The sequence below is a fragment of the Streptomyces sp. NPDC101234 genome, from assembly GCF_044767525.1.
In the GTDB taxonomy this organism is placed as follows: domain Bacteria; phylum Actinomycetota; class Actinomycetes; order Streptomycetales; family Streptomycetaceae; genus Streptomyces; species Streptomyces sasae.
Map to the genome: position 1 here is coordinate 307,369 of NZ_JBIWOA010000007.1, position 25,001 is coordinate 332,369.

Here is a 25,001-nt window from a genome sequence, read left to right on the forward strand (position 1 = left end):
CACACCGTTTCTCTCCCTGTCCGAAGGTGGGGGAGCCGGGGCATGGAGAGGCCTGTGCTGCGCCCCCGTTCCGTGGTTGCCCAGCTTAGGGGGCATGGATCGCGAGGGACACTCGTAGACCTTCTGGAACACGCGGGATTCTCGTGGAATGGCTGATTCCGCAATGGTCACCCTGCGCGCCTTTACCTAACCTTCTGGTATATCCGGGGGGTGTCGTGGGCGGACGGGATCTTCGTGCGCTGTTCGGTTCGAACGATCGGGGAATCCAGGTCGAGGAACACTTCACCAACCGCCAGGAGCAGTGGGCGGCCGTCACCGCCGCCCTTGCCGCGCACGCGCGCGCCCTCGCGGCACCCGGCTTCGACGTGGAGGACCTGGAGGCACCCCGCGACAACGTCCTCGTCTTCCACGGCATCGGAGGCATCGGGAAGTCCACGCTGTCCCGGACGGTCGAGGCGGCCCTCGCCCACGCCGAGCACCGGCCCGCCCAGTGGGGCGAGCCCGTCCGGGTGAACGCCCGGGTCCTCCCCGTCCGTATCGACCTCGCCCGTTCGGCGGGCACGGACTTCGAACGGGTGATCCTCACCATCCGTCTCGCCCTCGCCGAGTTGGGCCGCCCGCTGCCCGCCTTCGACCTGGCGCTGCGCCGCTACTGGGAGCAGGTCCACCCGGGTGAGCCGCTGGAGGAGTTCCTGCGCCGCGGCGGCCTCGGCCGGCGGTTCGGCAAGGCGGTCCCGGAGCAGATGCAGTCCGCGCTCAACGACGTCGCCCAGGCCCTGCTGCTGCCGGGCACGGTCGGCGCGGTGGTGGGGCAGGTCTCCGGCATCCTGATCCGCGCCCTGCGCGACCATCGGGCCACCGTACGCGCCCTCGCGGGCTGCGCCCGGCTCGCCGACCTGCTGGAGGCCGAGCCGGACCTGGACGCCCTCTCCTATTACGCGCACCTGCTGGCCTGGGAGATCGCCCGGCTGCCACCCGGCCGTGCGGTGCTGCCGGTGATCCTGCTCGACACGTTCGAGGACGTCGGCGACCGCGTCCACCGCGATCTGGAACGGCTGCTGCAGCGGGTCGTCTGGCTGATGCCCAACGCCTTCTTCGTCATCACCGGACGCAGCCGTCTGCAGTGGGCCGAGGAGGCACTGCACGGCCAGCTCGACTGGACCGGCCCCGCCGCCTGGCCGGGCCTGGCCGAGCCCAGCGGATCCGGTCACGGGCCCACCCGGCAGGTCCTGATCGGGGACTTCTCACCCGAGGACTGCGACGGTTACCTGGCCCGGCGCCTGACCCGCGACGGCCGCCCGGTCCTCGCACCGGAGATCCGGGCGGTGATGGCCGCCCGGTCGCACGGACTGCCGCTCCATCTCGACCTGGCCGTCCAGCGGTTCCTCGCCATCCGCCGTACCGGGCGCGAACCCCGCCCCGCCGACTTCGACGTCGCCTTCCCGGCCCTCATCAGCCGCACCCTCAGCGACCTCACACCGGACGAACGGCATGTGCTGCGCTCGGTCTCGCTCCTCGACAACTTCGACATCGCCCTGGCCGCCAGCGCCGCCGGGATGACCTACGAGGCGGCCGCCCTGCGCCTGGTCGAGCGGCCGTTCGTCCACACGGATCCGCACGCCGTCTGGCCGTACCATCTGCACGGGGTCATCCGTTCCACCATCCGAACGGCGGACGACCAGGCGGACGACCGCTGGTCGGCGCGGGACTGGCAACGGGCCGCCGAGCGGGCCTTCGAGTCCGTCGGGGAGCGCTGGGCGGCGGCTCCCGCGGGAGACCGCGACCGGCTCGTCAACTGTCTGCGCCAGGGACTGCGCCTCGCCCGCGACTTCGGCCTCGGGCTCGGCTGGCTGGCCGACGCGGCCTGGAGCTACGTCGGGGACTCCGTGTGGGAACCGCTCGCCCCGCCCGCTTTGGCCGGGGGCCCGCCGGCCCCGCTGCGTACGGCGGCCGACGCCCTGGTGGAGACCCTCAGCACGCTCGCCCGCCGTCAGCACGAGCACCGGGAGCGCACCGTGGCCAGGCTCACGGCGGTCGTCGACTCGGGTCTGCTGCCCCCGGAGTTACGGGACATGGCCGTGTACTACCGGGCCAAGGCCGAGCGGGACCTGGGCCGTTCGCAGGACTCGCGCAGCGGTATGCGGGCCGTCGCCGAGGGCGGCGGCCGGCTCGCCCCGGCCGCCCGGCGGGGCCTCGCCCATCTGGCCCGGCTGGCCGGGGACTTCCCGACCGCGCTGAGCGCCGCCGCCACCCTGGGCTGGGCCGGGCGGCACCACCGGGTGCTCGGCGACGTCTGGTGGGTGCAGGGCGACATGGCGCGGGCCGCCGCGGCATACGCGGCGGCGCGGGACGAGGCCGAGCGGCACGCGGTGGCCGGCGAACGCGCCACCGCCCAGACCCAGCGGGCCTTCGTGCTGGCCTTCGCCGACCCGGCGGCCGCCGCGGACGAGCTGGACCTGGCCCAGCAGTTGCTGGCCGGCCTCGATCTGCGTGCCACCCGGCTCACCGCACGCATCGCCGCCCTCGTCCGGGACGCCGGCACCCCGGGCGCCGAGGTGGCCGACCGCGCCGACATGCTGCGCGCCGAGGCCGGGGTCGCGGGCATCACCGCCGCCCGACTCACCCTCGAACTCGCCCTCGGGTTCCACCATGCGGTCCTGGACGAGCGGGTGCAGGCCCAGGCGGCCGTCGCACGCCTGCGGGACCTCAGCCCCGGTCCGGACTACGTCTACTACCCGGACCTGGTGTGCTTCATGGCGGGCCTCGAACCGCCCGCCCCTTCCCATGGCAGGGCGCGGTGGGTGGACGGAGAGGACGTCACCCGGGCCCGCTGGCGCACCCTGGCCACGGTCCGACGCGGCTGACGGCGGCCGGTAGATCACAAACTGAAGAGGATCAGTCAGCCGCCAAAGTGCTGAAACACTTCCGGTCTAGACTCTCCCGCAACGGCCTGTACCACGGCGACCGTGGTCGAAAACTGGGCACTTTCTGCCAAACCCGAAGGGTATTCGGCGTTTTGATACGGATAGATTCAGTCACCAAGCGGTACCCGGACGGTACGGTCGCCGTCGACCGGCTCTCCCTGGAGATACCGGATCGCTCGATCACCGTCTTCGTCGGCCCCTCCGGCTGCGGCAAGACGACCACCCTTCGGATGATCAACCGGATGGTCGAGCCCACCGAGGGCCGCATCCTCCTCGACGGCGCCGACATCCACGCCCAGCCGGTCAACACCCTGCGCCGGTCCATGGGTTACGTCATCCAGAACGCCGGTCTCTTCCAGCACCGCACGATCATCGACAACATCGCCACCGTGCCCAGGCTGATCGGCTGGAGCAAGCAGAAGGCGCGCTCCCGCGCGGCCGAGCTGATGGAGCGCGTGGGGCTCGACTCGTCCCTCGCCAAGCGCTACCCCTACCAGCTCTCCGGCGGCCAGCAGCAGCGCGTCGGCGTGGCCCGGGCGCTCGCCGCCGACCCGCCGGTGCTTCTGATGGACGAGCCGTTCTCCGCCGTCGACCCCGTGGTCCGCAAGGGCCTCCAGGACGAACTCCTGCGCATTCAAGGTGAGTTGGGCAAGACGATCGTCTTCGTCACCCATGACATCGACGAGGCGATCAAGCTCGGCACGATGGTCGCCGTGATGCGCACCGGCGGTCACCTCGCCCAGTACGCCCCGCCCGCCGAACTGCTCACCGACCCCGCCGACGCCTTCGTCGAGGACTTCCTCGGCGCCGACCGCGGCATCCGGCGGCTCTCCTTCTTCCCCTCCAGCGCACTGGAGTTGCAGCGGGCCCCGATCGTCCCGGTCGACGCCGACGCCGCCAAGCTCGGCGCCCGCACCTCCGCCGACGCTCCCTATCTCCTCGTGACGGATCTGGACGGCAGGCCCCTCGGCTGGGGCGATCCGCGTGCCCTGACCGCCGGTTCGATCGATCCGGCGCAACTGCTCTCGTACGGGCGCCCCTTCGTGCCCGGCAGTGACTCGCTGCGTGCCGCCCTCGACGGCTCGGTGCTCTCGCCGACCGGCTGGGCGGTGGCCGTGGACGGCGAGGGCCGCGCGATCGGTGTCGTATCGCAGCAGGTCATCGGTGCCGCGATCCGCACCGCCCACGCCGAGGGCTGCGACGACGCGAGGGTCGGGGGATGAGCGGCTTCTTCGACATCCCGAGCGACCTCCAGAACACCTACTTCGGACTGATCGGCCTCCACCTCCGCGAGGCCCTCGTCCCCGTACTGGCCGGCCTTCTGGTCTCGCTCCCCATCGCCCAGCTCTGCGTGCGCTTCCGCTGGCTCTACCCGCCGGTCCTCGGCGTGACCACGATCCTCTACGCCATCCCGTCCCTGGCCTTCTTCGTGGTCCTCATCGACTACACGGGCCAGACCGAGACGACGGTGATGATCCCGCTCGCGGTCTACAGCCTGGTGGTCCTGGTCCCGGCCATCGTGGACGGCGTCCGCTCGGTCCCGGCGGAGACCCTCGCCGCCGCGACCGCGATGGGCCTCGGCCCCGTACGCCGTTACTTCCAGGTCCAGTTGCCGATCGCCGTCCCCGCCATCATCGCGGGTCTGCGCGTGGCCACCGTCTCCAGCATCTCGCTGGTCAGCGTCGGCATGCTGATCGGCAACCAGGGCGCCCTCGGCAACCTGCTCAACGACGCGAACATCTACCACCGCCCAGAGCTGGCCGTGAACTCGGTCGTGACCACAGCCGTGTTGGCGATCCTGGCCGACGCCCTTCTCGTTCTCGTACGCCGTGTGCTGACGCCCTGGATGCCGAAGGAGAGCACCCGGTGAACGTCCTCAACTTCATCCACGCCTTCTTCAGCGACAGTTCCCACTGGCACGGCTACGACGGCATCCCCACCCGGGTGTGGGAGCACATCCAGTACTCCCTGAAAGCCCTCGCCTACGCGGCGGCCATCGGCCTGCCCATCGGCCTGATCACCGGCCACTACGGCCGCGGCGGCAACATCCTCGCCCTGATCGCCACGGCCGGCCGGGCCCTGCCCAGCTTCGGCCTGCTGGTCCTGATGTTCATCTGGCTCGGCTTCGGCATGCTGCCGGTGATGATCCCGCTGGTGATCCTCGCCGTACCGCCGATCCTGGTGACGACCTACGAGGCGATGCGTTCGGTCGACCCGTCCCCGGTGGACGCGGCGCGGGGCATGGGCATGCCGGAGTCACGCGTCCTCTTCCAGGTGGAACTCCCGGTCGCGCTCCCGCTGATCCTCAGCGGTCTGCGCTCGGCGGCCATCCAGATCGTGTCGACGGCGACGATCGCGGCATACGTCAGCCTGGGCGGCCTGGGCCGCTACATCATCGACGGCCTCTACCAGAAGAACTACGAGAAGGTGGTGGGCGGCGCCACGCTGGTGGCGGCCATGGCCCTGGCCACCCTGGGGATCTTCTGGGCGGTACAGAGACTGACGGTCTCCCCCGGAGTACGCCGGGGATAGCGCCCCGTCAGGGGCGCGGGGCTGTATCAATGTGCGGCTCCGCCGCGTGGGCGCGACCAGCCTCACGCGGCGGACCGTTCCCCACCCCCCGAACTACCCTCCATTACGCGCCAGCGCCAGTTCCAGCACGACAAGCAGCGCATCCCGCACAGAACCCCGTTCACGCGCGTCGAAGACGACCAGCGGCGTCCCCTCGGCAACGTCCAGCGCCCACCGGACCTCGTCCAGTGTGTGCTCGACCTTCCCGTCGAACGCATTGATCGCGACGGCGAACGGAATCCCCTTGTGCTCGAAGTAGTCGACCGCGGCGTAGCAGTCGTCCAGGCGACGCGTGTCAACGATCACCAGACCGCCGAGCGCCCCTTCGACGATGTCGTCCCACATGAAGCCGAACCGTTCCTGCCCGGGCGTGCCGAACAGGTACAGCTTCAGCGTCGGGTCGATGGTGATGCAGCCGAAGTCCATCGCCACGGTCGTGGTCGTCTTGCGCGGGGTGAGCGAGAGGTCGTCCACCCCCGCCGCGACCTCGGTGATCGAGGCCTCGGTGGTCAGCGGTTCGATCTCCGAGATCGAGCCGACGGCGGTGGTCTTGCCCACGCCGAAACCGCCCGCGATGACCATCTTCACCGGCAGCGGCGGCCGTACAGCCGTACGCCCGGTGCCCCGGGTCAGCGAGTCAGTCGGTGTCACGGAGTACCCCTCGGGAGTCGGGGATGGCCCGCAGGCCATCGATAACCCTGCGCAGGACGGACGAGTCGTGGGTGGCCTCGAAGTCGGGCACGTGCACGGACAACTGCCCCGCCTCGCGCAGGTCTTCGGCCAGTACCCGGACCACGTTCAGGTGCAGCCGAAGCCGGGCGGCCAGTTCCGCGAGCGACTGCGGAATCCGGCACGCGGCGACGATGTCGTGCTGCTCGAAGGAGAGCCGGTCCAGCACGGCGAGCCCGGCGGTGGTGGCCACCACCTGGGTCTCGACGGGCATCGCCGGTCCGGAGGCGCTGTCCGCCACCCGGCCGGCGGTGACCAGGAACGGCCGTACGGCGGGGGCGGGGCCGACCGGGTCCGGGCCCGGGGGCGGGAAGCCGTCCGCCATGGCTGTGTCTTCCTCTCTCGACCGGCGCCGCCGGTCAGCGCGTCTGTGGGACGCCGACGCTGTTCTTCAGTTCCAGCACGAGCTGCGGGCTGAGAGCCGTGCCGGCGCGGTTGGCGAACAGCGTCATCTCGTAGGCGATGTTGCCGAGCTTGGCCTCGTTGTCGGCGACCACGCCGAGTACGGCGCCGTTGCCGATCGCGGAGACGATCACATGGCCGCCCTCCAGGTCGATGATGACCTTGTTGAGGCCGCCCAGACCGTAGTTGCCGGAGGCGCCGGCAGCCAGGCTGGTGATGCCGGAGACGATCGCGGCCAGCCGTTCGGAGTGGGCGCGCTCACGCAGTTCCGACACGGCGATCAACAGACCGTCGGAGGACACGGCGATCGCGTCGACCACACCGGCGGTCTCGGTCGCGAAGCGGTTCAGCAGCCAGGTGAAGTCGGCTGCGGCCGCCTGCAGGTCGGTCGGCGTGATGCCGCCCGTCGGGGTGTCACCTGTCGACGTGCTCACTGCTCGGCTCCTTCCGGAAGGTGGTTCTGGTCCTGCGGGGGGTGCAGGGGGTCGATGCGCGGCCGGGGCCGCTCGTGGCTTCCGGTGTCGCTGTCGCGCTTGGCGCGCGCCACCGCCGCCTCGAACTCGTCCAGCGCGTCCCGCTCGGCCTCGGCGTCGCGGGCGCGCGGCGCCTGGGAAAGGGCCTGGGCGGCGCCGACGGTGGTACGAAGGGTCGCGCCGCGTACCCGGCGCCGCAGCGGGCGGGTCCCGTCGGCGGAGTCGGAGTCCAGGGGACCGGCCGGGGAACCGGCCGGGGGTTCGCCGGAGCGGGCGGCCGGGATCAGCGGGGCCGCCGCCTCGGCCGGGTCCTCGGCCTCGACGGCCGGATCACGGCGCGGCAGCCTGCGGGGGAGCGGACCGTCCGGCTCGTCGGCGGGCTGCACCGAGGTGGCCCAGGTCGGCCCGGTCCGCACGGCCTGCTCGGCGGGCGCCGGCGCCGCCCCTGCCGTCGGTGCTGCCGCTGCCGCCGGGGCCGTCGGCTCCACGGCGAGCGGGGTGCCGGCGGTGTCGGCCACCGCGCTCATCGTCAGCAACAGCCGGGAGGGCAGCGTCACTTCGACGGTCACACCGCCGCCCGGGGTCCGGGTCAGCTCGACGCCGATCTCCCAGCGCCGGGCCAGCGCACCCACCACGAACAGACCGAGCACCTTGGTCGGCACCAGGTCGAGGCGCTCACGGCGGATCAGCCGGGCGTTCTCCTCGGCCAGCCGCTCCGCGCTCATGCCCAGACCGTGGTCGGTGACAACGATGTGCGCACCCGCGTCGCTGGACCGCACGGTCACCTCGACGGGGCTGCCCGCCGGCGAGAACGACACCGCGTTCTCCAGGAGTTCGGCCACCATCAGGGTGAGGTCGCCGATGATGTCCGGCTCGATCACGGCGTCGGTGCCGGCGTACAGCCGTACCCGCTGATAGCCCTCGATCTGGCCGAGCGCGGCCCGGACCACGTTGGACACCGGCGTCGGGCCGGCGGCCAGCACGGTCTCGCGGATGCCGGCCAGCAGCATCAGGCTGTCGGCGTTGCGGCGCAGGCGGACGGCGATGTGGTCGATGGAGTAGAGGCGTTCCAGGAGCGCCGGGTCGGTCTCGGCCCGCTCCACCGCGTCGATGAAGGCGAGCTGACGGGTGGTCAGGTTGCTGACGCGGCGGCCGACGTTGCCGAACATCTCGGCGGTGTTGCGGCGGCTGAGCACCTGGCGTTCGAGGAGCGCCGCGGCCGTGGTCTGCACCTGGTTGAACGCCTCGGCGAGGTCGCCGATCTCGTCGCGGGCGGTGACCGGCATCTCCCGCAGCCGGGGCGGGCTGTCGTCCTCGGTGTCGTCGTCGGCGACGCGGGCGAGTTCGCGGCCCGCCACCTCGACGACCTCGTGCGCGACCCCGGTCAGGGCCTGCACCGGGCGGATCACGGAGCGGCGCACCAGCACCGAGAAGGCGATCCACAGGACGAAGCCGAGCAGCGAGCCGTTCAGCAGCCAGATCGCGCGCCACCGCGCGGAGTCGGCAGCGGCGTTGGCCTGGTCGGAGATCTGGCCGATGAGCGAGGTGGTGATCTTCAGCCGGGCGGCGGCCTGGTCGGGGTAGTCGGGGTAGTCGGCCAGTGCGTCCTTGACCGCTTGCCGGATCTCGTCCTTGCTGCCCGCCTCCAGCTTGCTCGGGTCGACCTGCAACTCGGCGTAGGAGGTCTCGATGGCGGCCTGCGCCATGGTGTGGTCGATCCCGCCCAGCTGCTGCGCCTGTGCTTCGGTCGCGAACCGGGCGAAGCGGTCGGCCTGGTGCTGGTAGAGGTCGTAGGCGCCGACCGCGTTGGTGAACTCGATCAGCGCGTTGGTGTCCCCGGTGCTGGCCGCGAGCACGTTGGTCTCGAACGCGCCGTGGGCGGCGTCCGCGCGCAGCAGCGAGTCCAGCATGCTGCCGATGAAGGTGGAGGCGAGGTCGGTGTTGCGGTCCAGACCGAGGCCGTCGATCAGGTCGTTGGCCGCGTTGGAGTACGCCGGGTCGATGTTGTCGGCCGGCAGATAGGACTGCTCGACGGACTCCCGCAGGCTGGACAGGCCCTCGATCTGCCGCAGAGCGGCCGCCTCGGTGTCCGGCAGCCGGTCGCCGAAGGCCTCACGGACGGTCTGGACCTGGGAGTTCACCGCTTCCTGGGCCGCGCGGTAGGCCTGTTGCGAGGGCTTGGAGTACCCGGACTCGTACCGCACGGACAGCAGGATCGCCTGCTGGTGCTCCTGCTCGACCCTGTCCACGAGCCGCGCCACCTGCGTGCTGTCCCGGACCACCTGCGCCGCGGAGTCCGCGCTGGTGGACTGCTGCACCAGGTCGGTGAAGACATAGGCCAGCAGTACGGCGATGCCGGCGAGCGGCACACCGACCAGCAGGTTGAGCTTGCGCCGGAAAGGCCAACGGTCGGCGAATCCCCGTATCCCGCCCCGTGCGGGGGCGGACCGGACGGGCGCGTCCACCTGGTTCGTGGACACCGGGCCTCCTTCATGAGGGTGTCTGGTCTGGGGGGCGTCTTCACCCCGAGCTGTTGCGGAACGACACCGAGTAGCGGGCCCCGTGCACCGCTGTGACCGATATCAACTGCGGTGAGACTACAGCGTTCTTGAAGCGCGATTCCGCTCGCCGTTTATCAAGAATCCGTTACAAAAAGACCCCGCTGAGTCCACAACTGGCCACGGATCGAAGCCAATCGGTGACCCGGAGACACTTGACTCACCAAGAACGGGCTGGATTGGATCGTCGGGAGTGGTTCGCAACACCCCCACCCTTCCCTCAGCTCCCGGAACGGCAACCGTGACTTCCAACACCCTTCCCAGCAGGTCAATCCGGACATACCGAGGCGTGACGGCCGTCGCGCTCGCCGCGACGACGGCCCTGCTGGCGGGCTGTTCCTCCTCTTCCGACAACAGCAAGTCCGATCCGCTGTCGGGCGGCAAGGCGAGCGGCGACACCGTCGTCGTCGGCTCCAACAACTTCGCCGAGAGCACCCTGATCGCCGACATCTACGGCGAGGCGCTCAAGGCCAAGGGCGTCAAGGTCACTTACAAGCCGAACATCGGCAGCCGCGAGACCACCTACGGTCTGCTCAAGAACGGCACGATCTCGGTCCTGCCCGAGTACAACGGCGCCCTGCTCGCCTACCTCGACCCCAAGGCCACCCCGAAGAGCGTCGAGGAGACCACCAAGGCCGTCGAGGCCAAGCTCGACTCCAAGCTGACGCTGCTCGACCCGGCCTCGGCGCAGGACAAGGACACGGTGACGGTCAACGCGGCGACCGCGGCGAAGTACAAGCTCACCGAGAAGTCCTCCATAGCCGACCTCAAGACCATCGCCAAGGACCTGGTCATCGGAGCCTCGCCGGAGTTCCAGACCCGCCAGCAGGGCCTGCTCGGCCTCAAGTCCGTGTACGGCCTGGAGTTCAAGTCCTTCAAGGCGCTGGACGCGGGCGGCCCGCTCACCGAGGCCGCCCTGACGAAGAACGCGGTCCAGGCCGCCGACATCTTCAGTACGGACCCGACCATCACCAAGGAGAAGTTCGTCGTCCTCCAGGACCCGGAGAACCTCTTCGGCTTCGAGAACGTTCAGCCCCTGGTCTACAAGAGCGCCCTGAACCAGACGGCCACCGACGCCCTCAACGCGGTCTCCGCCAAGCTGGACACGGCGGCCCTGCTGGACCTGGACACCCAGGTGCAGTCGGACCGCAAGGACCCGCTGGACGTCGCCCAGGCCTGGCTGAAGAAGGTCGGCCTCAGCAGCTGACCGGCGTCCGACTCCCCTTCTCCCTTGGACAGCATCACCGACGTACCGAGACAGGTGCCCCCGCACTCCTCGGTCGTGCTCGACGGCAACGGCCTCGGCCTGACCGGACTCGTCCGGCTGGCCGACGCCGTTGCCGACCCGGTCGTACCGCCCGAGGCGCTCGACCGGGTCCGTCGCGCTCACGAGACCGCCAACGACATCGCCGCACAGGGGCATTGGTACGGCCGCGGCACGGGCGTCGGCGCCCACCGCTCCGTCACCGTCGACTCGTCCGACGCGGCCGGCCACACCCTGCGCCTGCTGCGCAGCCACGCCGGCGGTGCCGGCCCCCGGCTCCCGCCCCGCCAGGCCCGCGCGCTGATGGCGGTCCGGGCCAACCAGCTCCTCGCCGCCGGCTCCGGCATCCACCCGTCCTTCGTCACGGCGCTCGCCGAAGCCCTTCGCCTCGGCGTGCACCCCGCGGTCAACGCGTACGGCGGTGTGGGCACCGGCGACCTGACGGCCCTGGCCCAGACCGGGCTGACCCTGATCGGCGAACGCCCCTGGCTCACGGCGTCCCCCGACGCCGAACTGCCCACCCCCGTCGCCCTCCGCCCCGGCGACTCGCTGGCGTTGCTGAGCAGCAACGCCCTGGCGCTGGGCCGGGCCGCACTGGCCTGCCACGACCTGGACGTCCTCCTGAGGGCGACGCACGCGGTGGCCGCGCTCTCCCTGGCCGCAGTCTCCGGTTCTCCCGAGGCCTACGCGGCCGAGGTGCACGCCCTGCGCCCGTACCCCGGCCCGGCCCGGGTGGCGGCGGAGATACGACGCCTGCTCGCGATCCCCGACCAACCCCTCACCACCGGCCGCCGCATCCAGGACCCCTACGGCTTCCGCGCCTTCCCGCAGGTCCACGGGGCAGCCCTCGAAGCGGCCGACGCCCTGCGCCACATCATCGAGACGGAGATCAACTGCCCCACGGAGAACCCCGTGCTGGCCCCCGACGGCAACGTCTACCACCACGGCGGCTTCTTCGCGGCACCGCTCGCCCTGGCCCTGGACGGCCTCGACCTCGCCGTCCTCCAGACCGCCCAGCTCTCCGCGGCCCGCCTCCAGGCCCTGAGCCGCGCCGACCTCACCGGCCTCCCGCCCTTCCTGACCGCGGGCCCGGCGAGCAGCTCGGGCACGATGATCCTGGAGTACACGGCCAACTCGGCCCTGGCCGAGATCCGTTCGAGCGCAACCCCGGCATCGGCCGGCCACACCGTCCTCTCCCACGGCCTGGAGGAAGCGGCAAGCTTCGCGGGCCAGGCGGCAAGCCAGACGGAACGGGCGACCGACGCGTACGGCGTGGTCCTGGCGTGCGAACTGGTGGTGGCGGTAAGGGCGTTGAGACTGGCACCGGTGCAACCCAGGATCCCGGCTTTCGAGGCGGCGGCGGGAGCGTTGCCTTCCGATATGGAGGACCGGGCCCTGACGGGGGACGTGACGACGGCGCTGGAGTTGCTGCCACTCCTGGCCGACATCTGAGCAGCCGGCCCTCTTCCAGGGGCGTGGGGCTCTGCCGATACGCGGCTCCGCCGCGTGGGCGCGACCAGCCCCCTCGGGCTCGCGGTGTCGTCCTGGCTGTCGGGCCGGCGCGGTGCCCGGCGCCGCATGATGCCGTACGGCCCGGCCCTGAAGCCGTTGCGCCCCCAGGAGGCCGGCTCGGCGGCGGGAGCGCTGAACGCCGTACAGCAACTGGGGGCGACACTGGGCGTGGCCGTCCTGGGCAGTACCTACCTGGACGGCCGACGGATGCGAGACGTCCTCGTCCCGGCGGTGCCGGTCAGAGGTCGAACTCGTGCGGCGGCAGGTCCAGCGTGTAGCACGCCTCGCGCACCACGGCCTGCTCCGTCTTGTCGAAGTCGCCGTCCGCGCCGCCGATCACGATGCCGATCTGGATGACGGCACGCGCCTCGGCCGGCTTCTTCTTCGCCTTGGCGATCTCCTGGAGCACGCTCACCTTGCCGAAGGCGAAGTCGGTGGTCAGCTTGTTCAGGTTCTCCTCGAAACGGCGGCGCAGGTCGTCCGCCGGGAAGTTCTGCAACACCTCGTTGGTGGCGATGAGCTGGGCGACCCGCTGCCGCTCCGCCGGGTCGATGGTGCCGTCGGCGGCCGCCACGAGCGCGCACATCGCCATGCTCGCGTCGCGGAACGCACCGCTCTTCAGGTCGTTCTTCTTCGCCACGAGCTGGGTCTGCATCTGCGTCGCGGAATCCTTGATGCGGTCCCACAGGGCCATGCGAACTCCTCGGTCTCATCTGTGCTTGCCAGAAAACAACTTCTACAACAACGTAGAAACTGATGCGGCGGCCGATAAGTTCCCGCGCCCTAGACTGGTGCCTTCGATCGGGACGGTTCCCCCGGACGTGGGGACAGGAGGAGTACGACGGTGGCGACAGGGCCCGGCAGCGGCTACGAGGACCCCTCCGTGGACGTGCTCACGGAAGCGGCCGCCTCCTTCGGACTGCTCGCCTCGCCCGCCCGGCTGCACATCGTCTGGGCCCTGGCGCAGGGCGAGAGCGATGTCACCGGCCTCGCCGAGCGGGTCGGCGGCGCGCTGCCCGCCGTCAGCCAGCACCTCACCAAGCTCAAACTCGCCGGCCTCGTCCGCTCCCGCCGGGAGGGCCGCCGCCAGGTGTACCTGGTGGACGACCCGGACGTCGTCGACGTCGTACGACTCCTCGTCGACCGCCTCACCGCCCGTACCACCGGCGCCGAGGTTCCGGCCCCCCGCCGGCTCCGTGGCCTCTGAGCACGGGGCCGCCACCTCGCTGCAGGTGCTGCGCCGGCTGGACACGGGACCGCGCGGGCTGACCGAGTCCGAGGCCGCGGCCCGGCTCGCCGACGCCGGCGAGAACACCCTGCCCCGCCCGCACACCGCCTCCTGGCCGCGTCGCTGTGCCCGCGCCCTGCGCGACCCCTTCACCGCCGTCCTCCTCACCCTGGGCCTGGTCTCCGCCCTCGTCGCCTCCTGGGGCACGGCCGTCGTGATCCTCGCCCTGGTCGCGGTCAGCTGCGGGTTGCGAGCCGCCGGTGAACACCGCGCCGACCGCTCACTGGCCGCTCTCCGCGAACTGGTCGCCGGCACCGCCACCGTGCTGCGCCGCGGCCAGGAGGACGCGGAGCCGCAGGCCCGTGAGGTCCCGGTCGCCGAGCTCGTCCCGGGCGATGTCGTACGGCTGGGCCCCGGCGACCTGGTCCCGGCAGACGTACGACTCCTGCGCGCCCGTGGGCTGACCGTGCACCAGGCCGTGCTCACCGGTGAGTCGGCGCCCGTGGCCAAGGCCGCCGTCGACGTTCCCGAGGTTTCCGAAGTCCCCGAACCCGCGGACCGCGGCCCCTTCGACGAGCCGTACCTCTGCTTCCAGGGCAGCGGGGTGGCCTCTGGCAGTGCCACGGCGGTCGTGGTGGCGACGGGGGAGCGGACCCGGTTCGCCGCCGTACCGGGCGAGTCGGGCGGGCGGCGGGAGGCGAGTGCCTTCGACCGGTCCGTCCACGGCATCTCCTGGGTGCTCATCCGGTTCATGCTGCTCACCCCGCCGATGGTCCTGATGTCCAACGCCGCCCTGCGCGGCCGGGGCCTGGAGACCCTGCCGTTCGCGGTCGCCGTCGCCGTCGGGCTCACCCCCGAGATGCTCCCGGTGATCGTCACCACCTGCCTGGCACGGGGCGCCGCCCTGCTCGCCCGCGCCCACCGGGTCGTCGTACGACGACTGCCCGCGCTGCACGACCTGGGCGCGGCCGATGTGCTCTGCCTCGACAAGACCGGCACCCTCACCCAGGACCGCCCCGTCGTCGAACGTGCGCTCGGCCCCGACGGCGAGGACGATCCGGAGGTTCTGCGCTGGGCCGCCGTCGGCGCCTGGTGGACCCTCCAGCTCGCCGAACTGCCCGCTCCCGACGCCCTTGACGAGGCCCTGCTCACGGCGGCCGGGCCGGTGGGGGAGGAGCACGACGGCATCGGCGCCGTTCCCTTCGACCCCGAGCGGCGCACCGCGACGGCCGTCGTCACCGGCGCGGCCCTCGGCACCCATGCCCTGGTCACCAAGGGCGCCGCCGAGGACGTACTCGACCGCTGCGACCTGGACCCCGCCGAACGCGAGCGCCTGCTCGCCCTCGCCGCCCGCGAGGCCGACGCCGGCCTGCGCGTCCTCGCCGTCGCCACCGCCGAACGCCCCGCCCGCACCCGCCCCTACACCGCCGCCGACGAGCACGGCCTCACCTTCCGAGGTCTGCTCACCTTCCGCGACGCCCTCGCTCCCGGCGCCGCCGAGGCGCTGCGCGGCCTGACAGACCTCGGCATCACCGTCCGGATCCTGACCGGCGACCACCCGGCCACCGCCGCGCGGGCCTGCCGCGACCTGGGGTTGAGGGCTGTGGAGGTGGGGACTGCGGCGGATGTGCTGCGGCGAGGGGTGGAAGACGCTGCGGCCGGTGCCGGTGCCGGTGACGGTGACGGTGCCGGGCGGGCCGACGCCGGGTGGGCCAGTGCCGGGCGGGGCGGTGCCGTGCGGGCAGACGCCGAGTGGGCCAGTGCCGAGTGGGCCAGTGCCGAGTGGGCCAGTGCCGGGCGGGCCAGTGCCGGGCGGGCCGGGAGCGTGTCGGGGCCGGAGGGCGCCGGGCCGGAGGGTGCCGGGCCGGAAGGCGCCGTGCCGGAGGGCGTCGGCCCGGTCCATGTGCCCACCGTCGTCGCCCGGTGCACTCCCGAGGACAAGGCCCGGATCGTCGCCGGGCTGCGTGCCGCCGGGCACACCGTCGGGTTCCTCGGCGACGGGGTCAACGACATTCCCGCGTTGCGCGCGGCCGACGTGGGCATCGCGCCCCGCACCGCCGTGGACCTCGCCCGTGAGACCGCCGACGTCGTGCTCGCCGAGAAGGACCTCGGCGCGATCGGGCACGCCGTCACGGCCGGCCGGCGCAGCAGCGCCAACATCGCCACCTATCTCCGCGTCACGCTCTCCTCCAACCTCGGCAACATCCTCGCGATGCTCTCCGCCGGCCTGCTCCTGCCCTTTCTGCCGATGCTGCCGGCCCAGGTGCTCGCCCAGAACCTCTGCTTCGACGCCGCCCAACTCGCCTTCGCCCACGACCACCCCGGCCCGGCGGCACTGCGCCGCCCGACCGCGCTGCGACCACGCGCCTTCCTGCGGTTCATCACCGGCTTCGGTGTGCTCAACGCGATCGCCGACCTCGCGACCTTCGGCGTCCTCGCCCTGGCGCTGCGCGGCCCGGACGCCCTGAACGACGAGGCCGTCTTCCACTCGGCCTGGTTCACCGAGAACCTGCTCACCCAGTCCCTGGTGATGTTCCTGCTGCGCGGCGGCACCCGCCCCGGCCCCATCGGCCGGGCCGCCACCGCACTCGCCGCCGTCGGCCTGCTGCTCCCGCCCAGCCCGCTGGGCGCGGCCCTGGGCATGACCGGGCTGCCGCCCGCCTACCATCTGCTGCTCGCCGCCGTCCTGGGGCTGTACGCACTGGCGCTGCGGGCGCTGCGGGCACGACACGGCCGCCGTCGGCGCTGACAGTCGTAGCCCAGTGTTCGGGAACCGTTTCCCACCCGGGTTGTACAGTCGCGCACGTACCGGACAACGTGAGAAACGGAGGGGGCGGTCATGTTCCGCAACGGACTCGAACCCTGGCACCTGCTGGTCGTCGCGATCGTCTTCATCGCGCTCTTCGGTTCCCGGAAGCTGCCCGACACCGCCCGGGCCCTGGGCAAGTCGCTGCGCGTCCTCAAGAGCGAGGCGAAGGCAATGAAGTCCGACAAGGCGCCGGTGGAGCCGACGTCGGTACAGATGGCGGGGGAGCCGACCGCGACCCCGGTGCAGCCGCGGCCCAGGCCGGCCGCCGAGCCGACGACCACCGCCGGCTGACACCGGGCGCCGGACAGCCCTTAGTGCCCCTTAGTCCCCCTTAGTCCTCGTCCCCCTCGAAGAAGTCCCCGATCTCGTCGGCCACCTCGGCCGCCACCATCCCGCCGACCACGCCCAGGGCCAGGCCTGCCGCACCCGCGGCGACCGCCGTGCCCAGGCCCGGACCGGAGTCGTGGTGGCCGTCTCGGTGTCCGCCATGGCCGTGACCGTAGGTCGCATGGGCGCCGTAGGCCTCGCGGTGGGCGATCAGCTGGTGGATCCAGCCGTCGACCTCGGCGCTCCAGTCGAGGGCGTGGGCGTCCTCGTGGCGCACAGTGAAGCGGGTCAGTGCGTCATGCCCGGAGGAGAACGGGCCACCGCGCTTGTCCGCCTCCAGGACGACCTCCAGGCCGGCGGGGGAGGCGAGGAAGGTCAGCTCGATCTCGCCGACCGCGTGTGCGTACTGCGGCGCCGGGGTCAGCTCGACCTCCTGGTAGAACGGCAGTTGCTGACCCGTGCCGCCGATCCGGCCGTACTCCAGATCCGCCGAGCGGAAGCCGAAGCCCAGCCGGCCGAGGGCTTCGAGGATCGCCTCCTGGACCGGCAGCGGTGCGACGGTGAGCGGGTCCAGGTCGCCCTTGTCCCGGGCGCCGGCCACCCCGACCTCCGTGCGTACCCCGAGCACGATGCCCAGCGGCTGGCCGTACAGCTCGGTGACCGGCGTCTCCCACGGCAGCGGCACACTGAACGGGACCTCCCGCTCTTCCTCCGCCCCGAGCCGGAACCCGCCGCCCACGGTGAACCGCTCGAAGACGACCGCGCCCTCGCTCTCCCCCTCCTCGTGCTCCGCCTCCACGCGCGCGAGCAGTTCCAGGCCGATGTGCTCGACCTCCACCGCCGCCGAGCCGCCCTTCAGGCGCACCCGCCCCGACACCGACCCGCCGGGCACCACCGGACCGCCGTCCAGCACCGTGTCCACCGAGGGCCCGCCGATCCCGATCGCCCCCAGCAGCCGTTTGAACACCATGAAGCCGCCGCTCCTTCGCCGCACTCATCACTCACACCCGGACGGCACCACGCCACCCGGCTGCCCGATGAACTCACCACAACGGCAAAGAAGTTCCCAAGTCACCTGTTCGGCGTACCCGCGCCCCGGCGCCGGGCAGGCCCCCGTACACACAGAAGAGGCGGACCGAATCACATCGGTCCGCCTCATTCGTGGCCTCAGACTGCTTCCGCACCGTCTCCGATGCCCTGCACGGTCGCCCGCGCGGCCTTGCGGCGTTGCCGGCGGCTCACGCGGGGCTCCTGGTCCGGCAGCCAGCCGAAGATCATGCAGCTGCCGACGACCCCGAGAGCGAGGCCGATGAAGAAACCGCCCATGTTGGAGGTGACCCAGGAGCCCAGCGAGCAGAGGACGCCGAGGATGGAGTAGAAGAGGCGCTGCGAGGGGCTGAAGAGGGTCAGCAGGCCGCACACCACCATGACCACCGGCAGCAGATAGCCCACCAGACCCGTCATGCCGATATGGATGACGACCTTCAGCGAGGCCTTCTCCGTGAGCAGGATCCACGCGCCGCCCAGGGTCAGCAGCAGCCCGCCCGGGAACGGCCGACGGGCCCGCCAACCGCGGAAGGCGGGCCGCCACCCCTCATGGGGAGTGTCTGTGCCGGACATCAGCAACCCGAGCTGCTGAAGCTCAGTTTCAGGCCGGGAAGCTTGAACACACCGGCGGTGGTGGCGTAGTTGGTCTGCCGCAGGTTGTCGATGTGCACGGTGTCGGCCTGCTGGCTGAAGACGCCCAGAGGTCCCTTGACCCCGGCCTTGGTGAGGGTGCTCGCGTCGTTGCCGATCTCGATGTTGTTGAACGACGCGTCACCCGACAGCTCGGTCGAGTCGGTGGTCAGGTTGGTCGCCTGCACCTTCGACGAGCCGCTGCCCGCCTTGATGAGCAGGTTGGTGCCGCCGAGGTCCACGCTCTGGCACAGGCTGTCCAGGGTCGCGTTCTTGATCGCGGAGGTGACGACCAGCACCTGACCGCCGGTGTCACCGGCGTTCGGGCTGTTGTCGGCCATGGAGTCGAGCGCGCCGAACTGCTCGAAGCCGGTGCCGTCGAGCGACTTGGCGGTGACCGTGAAGGGCATGCCGGAGATGGAGAACGAGACCCCCAGCGCCCCCTGGGCGGTCAGGACCGCGAGGCCGGCGAGGCCCAGCGTGGCCGGCACGGCCATGACGGCGGCCCGGCGGGCCCGGACCCGTCCTCGTCTCTGCTGCCCCCCGGTGGTTCCGGTGGTCTCTGATGTGTCGGAAAGAGAACCGCTTCCCGGGTTCTCTGGCGTGTTGTCGGCGGACGGAACGTCCGGGGACGAGGCCATGTCTGCTCCCATGCATTAGTCACGCGGGTTGGGCTTCACTGGCCCGTTGTCCTGGCGCGGACAGCGGCTGCCGCGCACGCCTCCTCACAACTCCCGGCGGACGCAAGGGCTTTCTCGTTACGCAGCAGTAGCCATGCCGAAAGTTACCGGCGGTTACTTTTCAGGGTCAAGGCAGTTGTGAAAAAAGGGTGTTGAATATGCGTCAGTTGTGTTCCGACCTTGCATTCCCTTGATCGGTTTCTCAACTCCCTTGATCGGCCTTGACGTTGACGGTTGATCAGGTCTACAACTCTCCCTGGTTTCATTCGGATCCGTGGCGCCGGATCCGCCGAGCGGCATCGGCCGCTTCCCGGCCTCCTCGATGTCCGCTCGGCATCAACGGCGGCGGCACGGTCGCTTCCCCCCAGGGGCCGTGCCCGATCGCCATCAACCGGCCCGGCCGGAGGCCTAACCCCCCCAGGCTTTCGGCCGGTGACCGGCTCGGCTGCCGTTGCCGGTCCGTCACGTACGGAGAAGGCGTCACGGGCCGGCAACGGCTGGCGTCGTATACGCGCCCCCCGAAGCCCCCCACCTCACGCAAGTCCCCCGAAGAAAGAGGCAATCCCGCATGCGTACGCGATCCATTCTCACCATTGCCGGAACCGTCGCCGCCCTCTCGCTCGCGGTCGCCGTTCCCGCCTCCGCCGACGGCGCCGTGCTCACCACGGGCAGCGCCGGCGGCACCGCCGTCGCGGTCGGTGACACCCTCAGCGCGTCGCTGGCCAGCGGCACCAAAGCCACCCTCTACTCCAGCGCCACCAGCACCAGCGGCATCACCTGCTCGGCCTCGACCTTCACCGCGACGGTCACCGACAACCCCGCCGCCCCCGGTACCGCCACCGAGTCGGTCACCGGACAGACCTTCAGCAGCTGCACCAGCAACGTGACCGGTGTGACCGGCGTCTCCAGCATCACGGTCGACAACCTGCCGTACACCAACGCGGTCGCCTCGGGCGGTGCGCTCACGGTCACCCCGGCGAGCGGCTCGACCATCCAGACCACGGTCAAGCTGACCACCCTGCTGGGCAGCATCACCTGTGTCTACCAGGCCTCCAGCCTGACCGGCACGACCGACAACAGCGACACCAGTGTCAACTTCAGCAGCCAGGCGTTCACGAAGAGCTCCGGCTCCATCCTCTGCCCGTCCGCCGGCTACTTCACCGCGAAGTACGCCCCGGTCACCGACAACGGCGCCGCCGTCTACACCAACTAACCTTGTTACAAAGGCCGTTAGCGTCGACGCAGACGCAAGGCCAGGGCGACGCCCCCGGTGAGTACCAACACCGCGGCGGCGCCGCCCGCCATCAGTGGCGCCGACGGGCCCGAACCGGAGTTCGTGTCGGAGGCCACGGGAGTGCTGTCGGCGGCGGCGGTTCCGGTCGTTGGGGCGACCGGGGTCGCCGCCGTCGTCTGCCGTGCCGGGGAGCCGGTGCTCCCCGCGGTGCCGGGAGCGGGAGTGGCACTTGTCCGCGGCTTGGAGCTCGCCGTCGACGCGCCTGTCCCGCCCGCGTCCTTCGAGTTCTTCTGCGTGTCCTTCTTTGCCGTGAACACCACGTCGGAACACGAGTAGTAGGTGTCCGGCGTGCTGCTGTTCTGCCAGATGGTGTACAGCATCTGACGGCCCGTCCGGCCGGAGGGCAGCGTCGCGCTGAAGTGGTACGCCCCGTTCGTCAGCGGTGGGTCCTTGACTTCGGCGAACGGCTGCGTGGGCAGATCGGACCACTTCAGCGGCTTCGACGGGTCGTAGCCCGGCTTCGTCAGATACAGCTTGAACGTGCCGGCGTGCGCGATCGTCGAGGCGTACGTCATCGTCATCCGTGCGCCGGGGGTCAGTTCGGTCGCGGGCCAGTCCGTGCGCGCCAGGTCGAGCCCCTTGTACGCCGGCAGGTTGCCGCTGCACAGCTTGCCGTCCGGAATCACCTGCCGGTCACGTCCGTCGACCCCCGCCACCCGCAGGTTGTCCCACTCGACGAAGTTCTGCCCGCTTGTCGCGATCGCCGCCTTGCAGGCCGCCGTCCCGGCGCTGCCGCCACTGGGGGAGCAGGCGTAGACCCGGCTGACGGGATCGGTGGGCGCGCCGTGCGCCTGGGCGGACCCCGCCGCCCACGACAGGAGCAGAAGCGGAGCTGCCACGGCGGCTCCCGTGACTCTCAGGTGGGTGGTCGTCCGGGTCATCCGGGACTCCTCGGCAGGCGCGGGTACAAGGTCTGCTGAGGTGAGTACGGGAATCGCGAGCGCACTGTTCAGTGCGGTTGATCACAGCGCCGGGCGATGTGTGACGCACCGACCGGCTCGTCCGTTTTACGGACTTCCCGAGTGCCATTGAGAACCAACCGTCCGGATCGTATCGTGGCGATCACCGATGTGCGCCCGGTCTCCCGCACCGCTTCCGGAAACCGGCACGAACACGAGGGAGGAGCGCGTTCTGATCTCGTCCGTTTGTGCAGTGTGCACGCCGATCGTGAGGCAGCGCGCGCGACTTGAAGGTGTCCGTCACCAGGTCCGCACAGTTGCCTCCCGCTGCCGCACGGTGAGCTATCGTGTGCACGGGGTAAAAAACAAACCGCATGTCCCGTCGGTTTGAAACCGTGAAAGCCGTGAAGCCGTGAAGGAGCGTTGAGTCGATGGCGAGGCAGTTACGCGCGGAGCAGACCCGCGCAACCATCATCACGGCCGCCGCCGACCTTTTCGACCGGCACGGCTATGAATCCACCAGCCTGAGCGAGATCGTCGAACACGCGAAGGTCACCAAGGGGGCGCTCTACTTCCACTTCGCCGCCAAGGAGGATCTGGCGCACGCCATCATGGAGCTTCAGTCCCGCACCTCCAGCCAGTTGGTGAGGGAGATGGAGAGCAGGGGCTACTCCTCGCTGGAGGCCCTGATGCGCACCACGTTCGCGATCGCCCGGCTCTCGGTCGACGGCCCGATCCCGCGCGCCGGTCTGCGGCTCGCCACCGCGGACGTCACCGTGCCGGTGTCGCTCAGGCACCCGTTCACGGAGTGGCTGGAGTTCGCCACCCGCAAACTCATGGGCGCCGTCAAGGAGTCCGACGTGCACCCGGACATCGACGTCGGCGCGGTCGCCCACTCCCTGGTCTGCTTCTTCGTCGGCACCCGGGTCGCAGGCCGCAACCTGGAACCGGTGGCACGACTGCCGCGCAGGGTCGCCGAAATGTGGTACCTGATGATCCGCGGCCTGGTCCCGGTGCACCGGCGCGCCCGGTACATGACCCTCGCCACGCAGCTGGAGCGCGAGATCAGAACGGCGTGACCGGCGTCGTGGATCGGCGGAGCCGGACACCCCACGCGATAGCGTGGCGACCATGCCCGACTCCGCCGCCGCACCCGTGATCCTCGGCACCACCGGCCCGTTCCCGCACAGCGTGCTGGCCGAACGGCACCCCGCGATCATCCGCCAGGTGCGGGACGCCTTCCCCTACGGCCCCGAGCAGCACCACGCCCTCGACGAGTTGCTGCACAACTGCACCGAGGGCGTGATCGAACCCCTCCCGGCCCCCGACCGGTGGCACGACTGGGGTCTGGACACCTACGTCGGACAGTCCTGGTTCGACGTGCCGTGGCTGTGGTCCGAGAGCTACTTCTACCGCCGACTCCTCGATGCCGTCGGCTACTTCGGCCCCGGTCCCTGGCAGGGCGTCGACCCCTTCCGCCCGTTCAAGCTGGCCGAACTCGACGCCAAGGAGACCGACGAGGAACTCGCCGCCCTCGACGCCCTCGGCGACGACCCGGACCGGGCCCTGCTGCACGGCTCCCTCTGGGGTAACCGCGCCGACCTGGGCTTCCGCCTCTCCGCCGCCGAATCGGGCGAAGCCGTCGCCGCGCTCGTCGCCGACGACAGCGCCGCCCTGTGGCCCCTGCTCGACGGCGGCACGCTCTGCCTCGTCGCCGACAACGCCGGCCGCGAACTCGTCCCCGACCTGCTGCTGATCGCCCACCTCCTGGACACGGGGCGCATCGCACGGGCGGTCCTGCACATCAAGCCGTATCCGTACTACGTCTCCGACGCCACCACCGCCGATGTCGTCGACGCCCTGCGCCGGCTCACCGCGGCCCCGGGCGCCGCCGCCCGCCACGGCCGCACCCTGTGGTCCGCGATGGCGGACGGCCGCCTCACCGTGCGCGCCCACCCCTTCTCCTGCGCCCCGCTGCCGTACGCCGAGATGCCCGACGACCTGCGCGCCGAGTTCGCCGCCGCCGCGCTGACGGTCTTCAAGGGCGATCTCAACTACCGCCGTCTGGTGGGCGATCGCCTCTGGCGGCCGACCACCCCTTTCGCCGATGTCACCGCATGGTTCCCCGGCCCGGTGGCCGCCCTGCGCACCCTCAAGTCCGACGTCGTCACCGGCCTGTCCGCGGACACCGAGGCGGCCCTGGACGCGGCGGAGGGACAACGCTGGCGCACGGCAGGCACCCATGCCCTCATCCAGGTCAACCCACGGCCGTCGGCAGCGACTTGAGCCCGTTGATGAAGTTCGAGACGAGTCGTCGGGCGGGTCCGGCGGGTCGTAGCGAGGGCGGCGCCTCGGCGTAGAGGGTGCGCAACTGGAGCCTGGCGAAGTGGGCGCCCAGACAGACATGCGGCCCGTCCCCGAAGGACATGTGCGGGTTCGGCGTGCGGGCGAGGTCCAGCCGGTCGGGTTCGGCGAAGGCCTGCTCGTCACGGTTGGCCGAGGCATGCAGGACGACCACCTTGTCGCCTTTTCCGATGCGCCGCCCGCCCAGCTCGGTGTTCCGCGCGGCGGTGCGGCGGAAGGTCAGCACCGGGGGATGCCAGCGCAGCAACTCGTCGACAGCGGCGTCCGCTCGCACCTTCCCGGCGCGCAACAGGGCGTAGGCCTCGGGATGTTCGGCCAGCGCCAGCAGTCCACCGGGGGCGGCCGAGCGTACGGTGTCGTTGCCGGCGATCGTGAGCAGGAAGAAGAACATCTCCAGTTCCCCGTCGGCGAGTTCCCCGTCCCGGGCGAGGGCCGTCATGACGTCGTCCGACGGGTTGCGGCGTTTGTACGCGGCCAGTTCCCGGGCGTACCCGAACATGTCCCGCAGCATCGCCGGGGAGCGGGGATCGACCGGCCGGCCCTGCTCGTCGACCGTCCGGGGACCGGCCTCGTCCGGGTCCTGGTAGCCGATCACCCGCTGTGTCCAGTGCAGCAGCAGGCCGCGGTCGCCGTCCGGGACACCCAGCAGATCGGCGAGGTTGAGCAGGGCGTACTCGTCGGTGACGGCGGCGACCAGGTCGACCGTGCCGTCGCCCTCCCGGGCCGTCTCCAGCGCCCGGTCGAACAACGTCCGCGCCCGCTGCCGTACCACCGCCTCGAACCGCTCGATCCGTCCAGGCGTGAAGGCCCGGCTCACCGTCCGCCGCAACCGTCCGTGGTCCGGCGGATCCTGATTGAGCATCATGCGCCGGATGAACGGCAGATCCTCCGGGGCCGGATCCCGGATCTGGGTCGCGCCCAGACACGAGGAGTACGTCCCCGGGTCCTTGAGCACCCGCACCACGTCCGTGTGGCGGGCCACCGCCCAGAACCCCGGACCGGCCGGCCAGCCCAGCACCTCCGGCTCCCGCTGCCAGGACACGGGGTGGTGGTCGCGCAGGACGCGGTAGTCGGCGTACGGCACGGCGGTGGCGTACCGGCGCGGATCGAAGACGTCGGGCACGGGCGGGGCGGCGCCGCTGCCGGCGGAGGCGGTCATGGGACCACGGTGGCCCCGGCGAAATGCAAAGGCAAGGAACAGCTGCCCAAGTGGGTGGGCACTGCCGCTGGTCGAGCACGGGGGTGACGGGAGGAAGCGGGGCGGCCGAGCGCCACAGGAGTGGGCCGAAG

22 protein-coding genes are annotated in these 25,001 nt (G+C 71.2%); 12 read left to right on the forward strand and 10 right to left on the reverse strand.

The window, feature by feature from the left end; genetic code table 11:
- Positions 1–215 precede the first annotated feature (215 nt).
- From ACIRR9_RS15870 to ACIRR9_RS15885, 4 genes are all read left to right on the forward strand, one after another.
- Positions 216–2,864: an ATP/GTP-binding protein gene (locus ACIRR9_RS15870; protein ID WP_403751567.1), complete on the forward strand. Its 2,649-nt coding sequence runs from the start codon at positions 216–218 to the stop codon at positions 2,862–2,864.
- Between the two features lie 152 nt (positions 2,865–3,016).
- Positions 3,017–4,147: an ABC transporter ATP-binding protein gene (locus tag ACIRR9_RS15875; RefSeq protein ID WP_403751569.1), complete on the forward strand. Its 1,131-nt coding sequence runs from the start codon at positions 3,017–3,019 to the stop codon at positions 4,145–4,147.
- On the forward strand, positions 4,144–4,794 hold the full coding sequence (locus ACIRR9_RS15880) for an ABC transporter permease subunit (RefSeq protein WP_365351934.1): 651 nt from the start codon (positions 4,144–4,146) through the stop codon (positions 4,792–4,794). The genes ACIRR9_RS15875 and ACIRR9_RS15880 overlap by 4 nt, the downstream gene beginning before the upstream one ends.
- Positions 4,791–5,456, forward strand: a complete 666-nt coding sequence (locus ACIRR9_RS15885) for an ABC transporter permease (protein ID WP_403751571.1) — start codon at positions 4,791–4,793, stop codon at positions 5,454–5,456. Before ACIRR9_RS15880 ends, ACIRR9_RS15885 begins: the two co-directional genes overlap by 4 nt.
- Positions 5,457–5,549: 93 nt before the next feature.
- On the opposite strand, the gene ACIRR9_RS15890 is transcribed toward ACIRR9_RS15885, so the two are convergent.
- The 4 genes from ACIRR9_RS15890 to ACIRR9_RS15905 are packed head-to-tail and all read right to left on the reverse strand — an operon-like array spanning position 5,550 to position 9,579.
- Entirely contained in the window at positions 5,550–6,146 is a 597-nt protein-coding gene (locus ACIRR9_RS15890; RefSeq protein ID WP_123973141.1) for an ATP/GTP-binding protein, read from the reverse strand.
- Positions 6,133–6,549 carry a DUF742 domain-containing protein gene (locus tag ACIRR9_RS15895; protein WP_403751573.1) on the reverse strand — a complete coding sequence of 139 codons (417 nt, stop codon included), beginning with the start codon at positions 6,547–6,549 and terminating at the stop codon, positions 6,133–6,135. Before ACIRR9_RS15895 ends, ACIRR9_RS15890 begins: the two co-directional genes overlap by 14 nt.
- 34 nt (positions 6,550–6,583) lie before the next feature.
- Complete coding sequence (locus tag ACIRR9_RS15900) at positions 6,584–7,060, reverse strand: roadblock/LC7 domain-containing protein (protein WP_365351939.1); 477 nt, start codon at positions 7,058–7,060, stop codon at positions 6,584–6,586.
- A complete protein-coding gene (locus ACIRR9_RS15905; RefSeq protein ID WP_403751575.1) occupies positions 7,057–9,579 on the reverse strand; it encodes an ATP-binding protein in 2,523 nt (840 codons plus the stop codon). Before ACIRR9_RS15905 ends, ACIRR9_RS15900 begins: the two co-directional genes overlap by 4 nt.
- Positions 9,580–9,898: 319 nt before the next feature.
- Here ACIRR9_RS15905 and ACIRR9_RS15910 point away from each other — a divergent pair, with 319 nt between their 5' ends.
- Positions 9,899–10,864: an ABC transporter substrate-binding protein gene (locus ACIRR9_RS15910; protein WP_403751577.1), complete on the forward strand. Its 966-nt coding sequence runs from the start codon at positions 9,899–9,901 to the stop codon at positions 10,862–10,864.
- Positions 10,865–10,888: 24 nt separating this feature from the next.
- Positions 10,889–12,373, forward strand: coding sequence for an aromatic amino acid lyase (locus ACIRR9_RS15915; RefSeq protein WP_403751579.1), 1,485 nt, complete (start codon positions 10,889–10,891; stop codon positions 12,371–12,373).
- 298 nt (positions 12,374–12,671) lie between these two features.
- Here the strand turns inward: ACIRR9_RS15915 and ACIRR9_RS15920 are convergent, their stop codons facing one another.
- The gene (locus ACIRR9_RS15920) at positions 12,672–13,127 is read right to left on the reverse strand and encodes a TerB family tellurite resistance protein (protein WP_365351944.1); all 456 of its coding nucleotides are present in this window, start codon (positions 13,125–13,127) and stop codon (positions 12,672–12,674) included.
- 150 nt (positions 13,128–13,277) lie between these two features.
- Here ACIRR9_RS15920 and ACIRR9_RS15925 point away from each other — a divergent pair, with 150 nt between their 5' ends.
- The 3 genes from ACIRR9_RS15925 (at position 13,278) to tatA (ending at position 16,761) form a co-directional block, all read left to right on the forward strand.
- Entirely contained in the window at positions 13,278–13,640 is a 363-nt protein-coding gene (locus ACIRR9_RS15925) for an ArsR/SmtB family transcription factor (protein WP_384569728.1), read from the forward strand.
- The gene (locus ACIRR9_RS15930) at positions 13,630–16,410 is read left to right on the forward strand and encodes an HAD-IC family P-type ATPase (protein ID WP_403751582.1); all 2,781 of its coding nucleotides are present in this window, start codon (positions 13,630–13,632) and stop codon (positions 16,408–16,410) included. Before ACIRR9_RS15925 ends, ACIRR9_RS15930 begins: the two co-directional genes overlap by 11 nt.
- Before the next feature lie 90 nt (positions 16,411–16,500).
- A complete protein-coding gene (gene tatA, locus ACIRR9_RS15935; RefSeq protein ID WP_403751584.1) occupies positions 16,501–16,761 on the forward strand; it encodes a Sec-independent protein translocase subunit TatA in 261 nt (86 codons plus the stop codon).
- A gap of 40 nt (positions 16,762–16,801) precedes the next feature.
- Here the strand turns inward: tatA and ACIRR9_RS15940 are convergent, their stop codons facing one another.
- From ACIRR9_RS15940 to ACIRR9_RS15950, 3 genes are all read right to left on the reverse strand, one after another.
- Positions 16,802–17,767 carry a sporulation protein gene (locus tag ACIRR9_RS15940; RefSeq protein ID WP_403751586.1) on the reverse strand — a complete coding sequence of 322 codons (966 nt, stop codon included), beginning with the start codon at positions 17,765–17,767 and terminating at the stop codon, positions 16,802–16,804.
- A gap of 197 nt (positions 17,768–17,964) precedes the next feature.
- On the reverse strand, positions 17,965–18,417 hold the full coding sequence (locus tag ACIRR9_RS15945) for a DUF6114 domain-containing protein (protein ID WP_403751588.1): 453 nt from the start codon (positions 18,415–18,417) through the stop codon (positions 17,965–17,967).
- Positions 18,417–19,115, reverse strand: coding sequence for a DUF6230 family protein (locus ACIRR9_RS15950; protein ID WP_365351956.1), 699 nt, complete (start codon positions 19,113–19,115; stop codon positions 18,417–18,419). Before ACIRR9_RS15950 ends, ACIRR9_RS15945 begins: the two co-directional genes overlap by 1 nt.
- 607 nt (positions 19,116–19,722) lie before the next feature.
- On the opposite strand from ACIRR9_RS15950, the gene ACIRR9_RS15955 reads away from it, so the two are divergent.
- On the forward strand, positions 19,723–20,367 hold the full coding sequence (locus ACIRR9_RS15955; RefSeq protein ID WP_403751590.1) for a Tat pathway signal sequence domain protein: 645 nt from the start codon (positions 19,723–19,725) through the stop codon (positions 20,365–20,367).
- A 17-nt stretch (positions 20,368–20,384) separates the two neighbouring features.
- Here the strand turns inward: ACIRR9_RS15955 and ACIRR9_RS15960 are convergent, their stop codons facing one another.
- Positions 20,385–21,329 (reverse strand): lytic polysaccharide monooxygenase, encoded by a 945-nt coding sequence (locus tag ACIRR9_RS15960; RefSeq protein WP_403751592.1) that lies wholly within the window; start codon positions 21,327–21,329, stop codon positions 20,385–20,387.
- Between the two features lie 449 nt (positions 21,330–21,778).
- Here ACIRR9_RS15960 and ACIRR9_RS15965 point away from each other — a divergent pair, with 449 nt between their 5' ends.
- A complete protein-coding gene (locus ACIRR9_RS15965; RefSeq protein ID WP_403751594.1) occupies positions 21,779–22,426 on the forward strand; it encodes a ScbR family autoregulator-binding transcription factor in 648 nt (215 codons plus the stop codon).
- A gap of 52 nt (positions 22,427–22,478) precedes the next feature.
- Entirely contained in the window at positions 22,479–23,633 is a 1,155-nt protein-coding gene (locus ACIRR9_RS15970) for a damage-control phosphatase ARMT1 family protein (protein WP_403751596.1), read from the forward strand.
- Here ACIRR9_RS15970 and ACIRR9_RS15975 read toward each other — a convergent pair.
- Positions 23,605–24,870, reverse strand: a complete 1,266-nt coding sequence (locus ACIRR9_RS15975; RefSeq protein ID WP_403751598.1) for a cytochrome P450 — start codon at positions 24,868–24,870, stop codon at positions 23,605–23,607. The two genes, ACIRR9_RS15970 and ACIRR9_RS15975, sit on opposite strands and share 29 nt — an antisense overlap.
- Between the last annotated feature and the right edge of the window lie 131 nt (positions 24,871–25,001).

Excerpts from the sequence above, each read along its gene's own strand:
- ACIRR9_RS15880 (WP_365351934.1), top strand. The coding sequence starts at position 4,144 with ATGAGCGGCTTCTTCGACATCCCGAGCGACCTCCAGAACACCTACTTC.
- ACIRR9_RS15895 (WP_403751573.1), bottom strand. The coding sequence starts at position 6,549 with ATGGCGGACGGCTTCCCGCCCCCGGGCCCGGACCCGGTCGGCCCCGCC.
- ACIRR9_RS15920 (WP_365351944.1), bottom strand. The coding sequence starts at position 13,127 with ATGGCCCTGTGGGACCGCATCAAGGATTCCGCGACGCAGATGCAGACC.
- tatA (WP_403751584.1), top strand. The coding sequence starts at position 16,501 with ATGTTCCGCAACGGACTCGAACCCTGGCACCTGCTGGTCGTCGCGATC.
- ACIRR9_RS15940 (WP_403751586.1), bottom strand. The coding sequence starts at position 17,767 with ATGGTGTTCAAACGGCTGCTGGGGGCGATCGGGATCGGCGGGCCCTCG.
- ACIRR9_RS15945 (WP_403751588.1), bottom strand. The coding sequence starts at position 18,417 with ATGTCCGGCACAGACACTCCCCATGAGGGGTGGCGGCCCGCCTTCCGC.
- ACIRR9_RS15950 (WP_365351956.1), bottom strand. The coding sequence starts at position 19,115 with ATGGCCTCGTCCCCGGACGTTCCGTCCGCCGACAACACGCCAGAGAAC.
- ACIRR9_RS15955 (WP_403751590.1), top strand. The coding sequence starts at position 19,723 with ATGCGTACGCGATCCATTCTCACCATTGCCGGAACCGTCGCCGCCCTC.
- ACIRR9_RS15960 (WP_403751592.1), bottom strand. The coding sequence starts at position 21,329 with ATGACCCGGACGACCACCCACCTGAGAGTCACGGGAGCCGCCGTGGCA.
- ACIRR9_RS15965 (WP_403751594.1), top strand. The coding sequence starts at position 21,779 with ATGGCGAGGCAGTTACGCGCGGAGCAGACCCGCGCAACCATCATCACG.
- ACIRR9_RS15970 (WP_403751596.1), top strand. The coding sequence starts at position 22,479 with ATGCCCGACTCCGCCGCCGCACCCGTGATCCTCGGCACCACCGGCCCG.
- ACIRR9_RS15975 (WP_403751598.1), bottom strand. The coding sequence starts at position 24,870 with ATGACCGCCTCCGCCGGCAGCGGCGCCGCCCCGCCCGTGCCCGACGTC.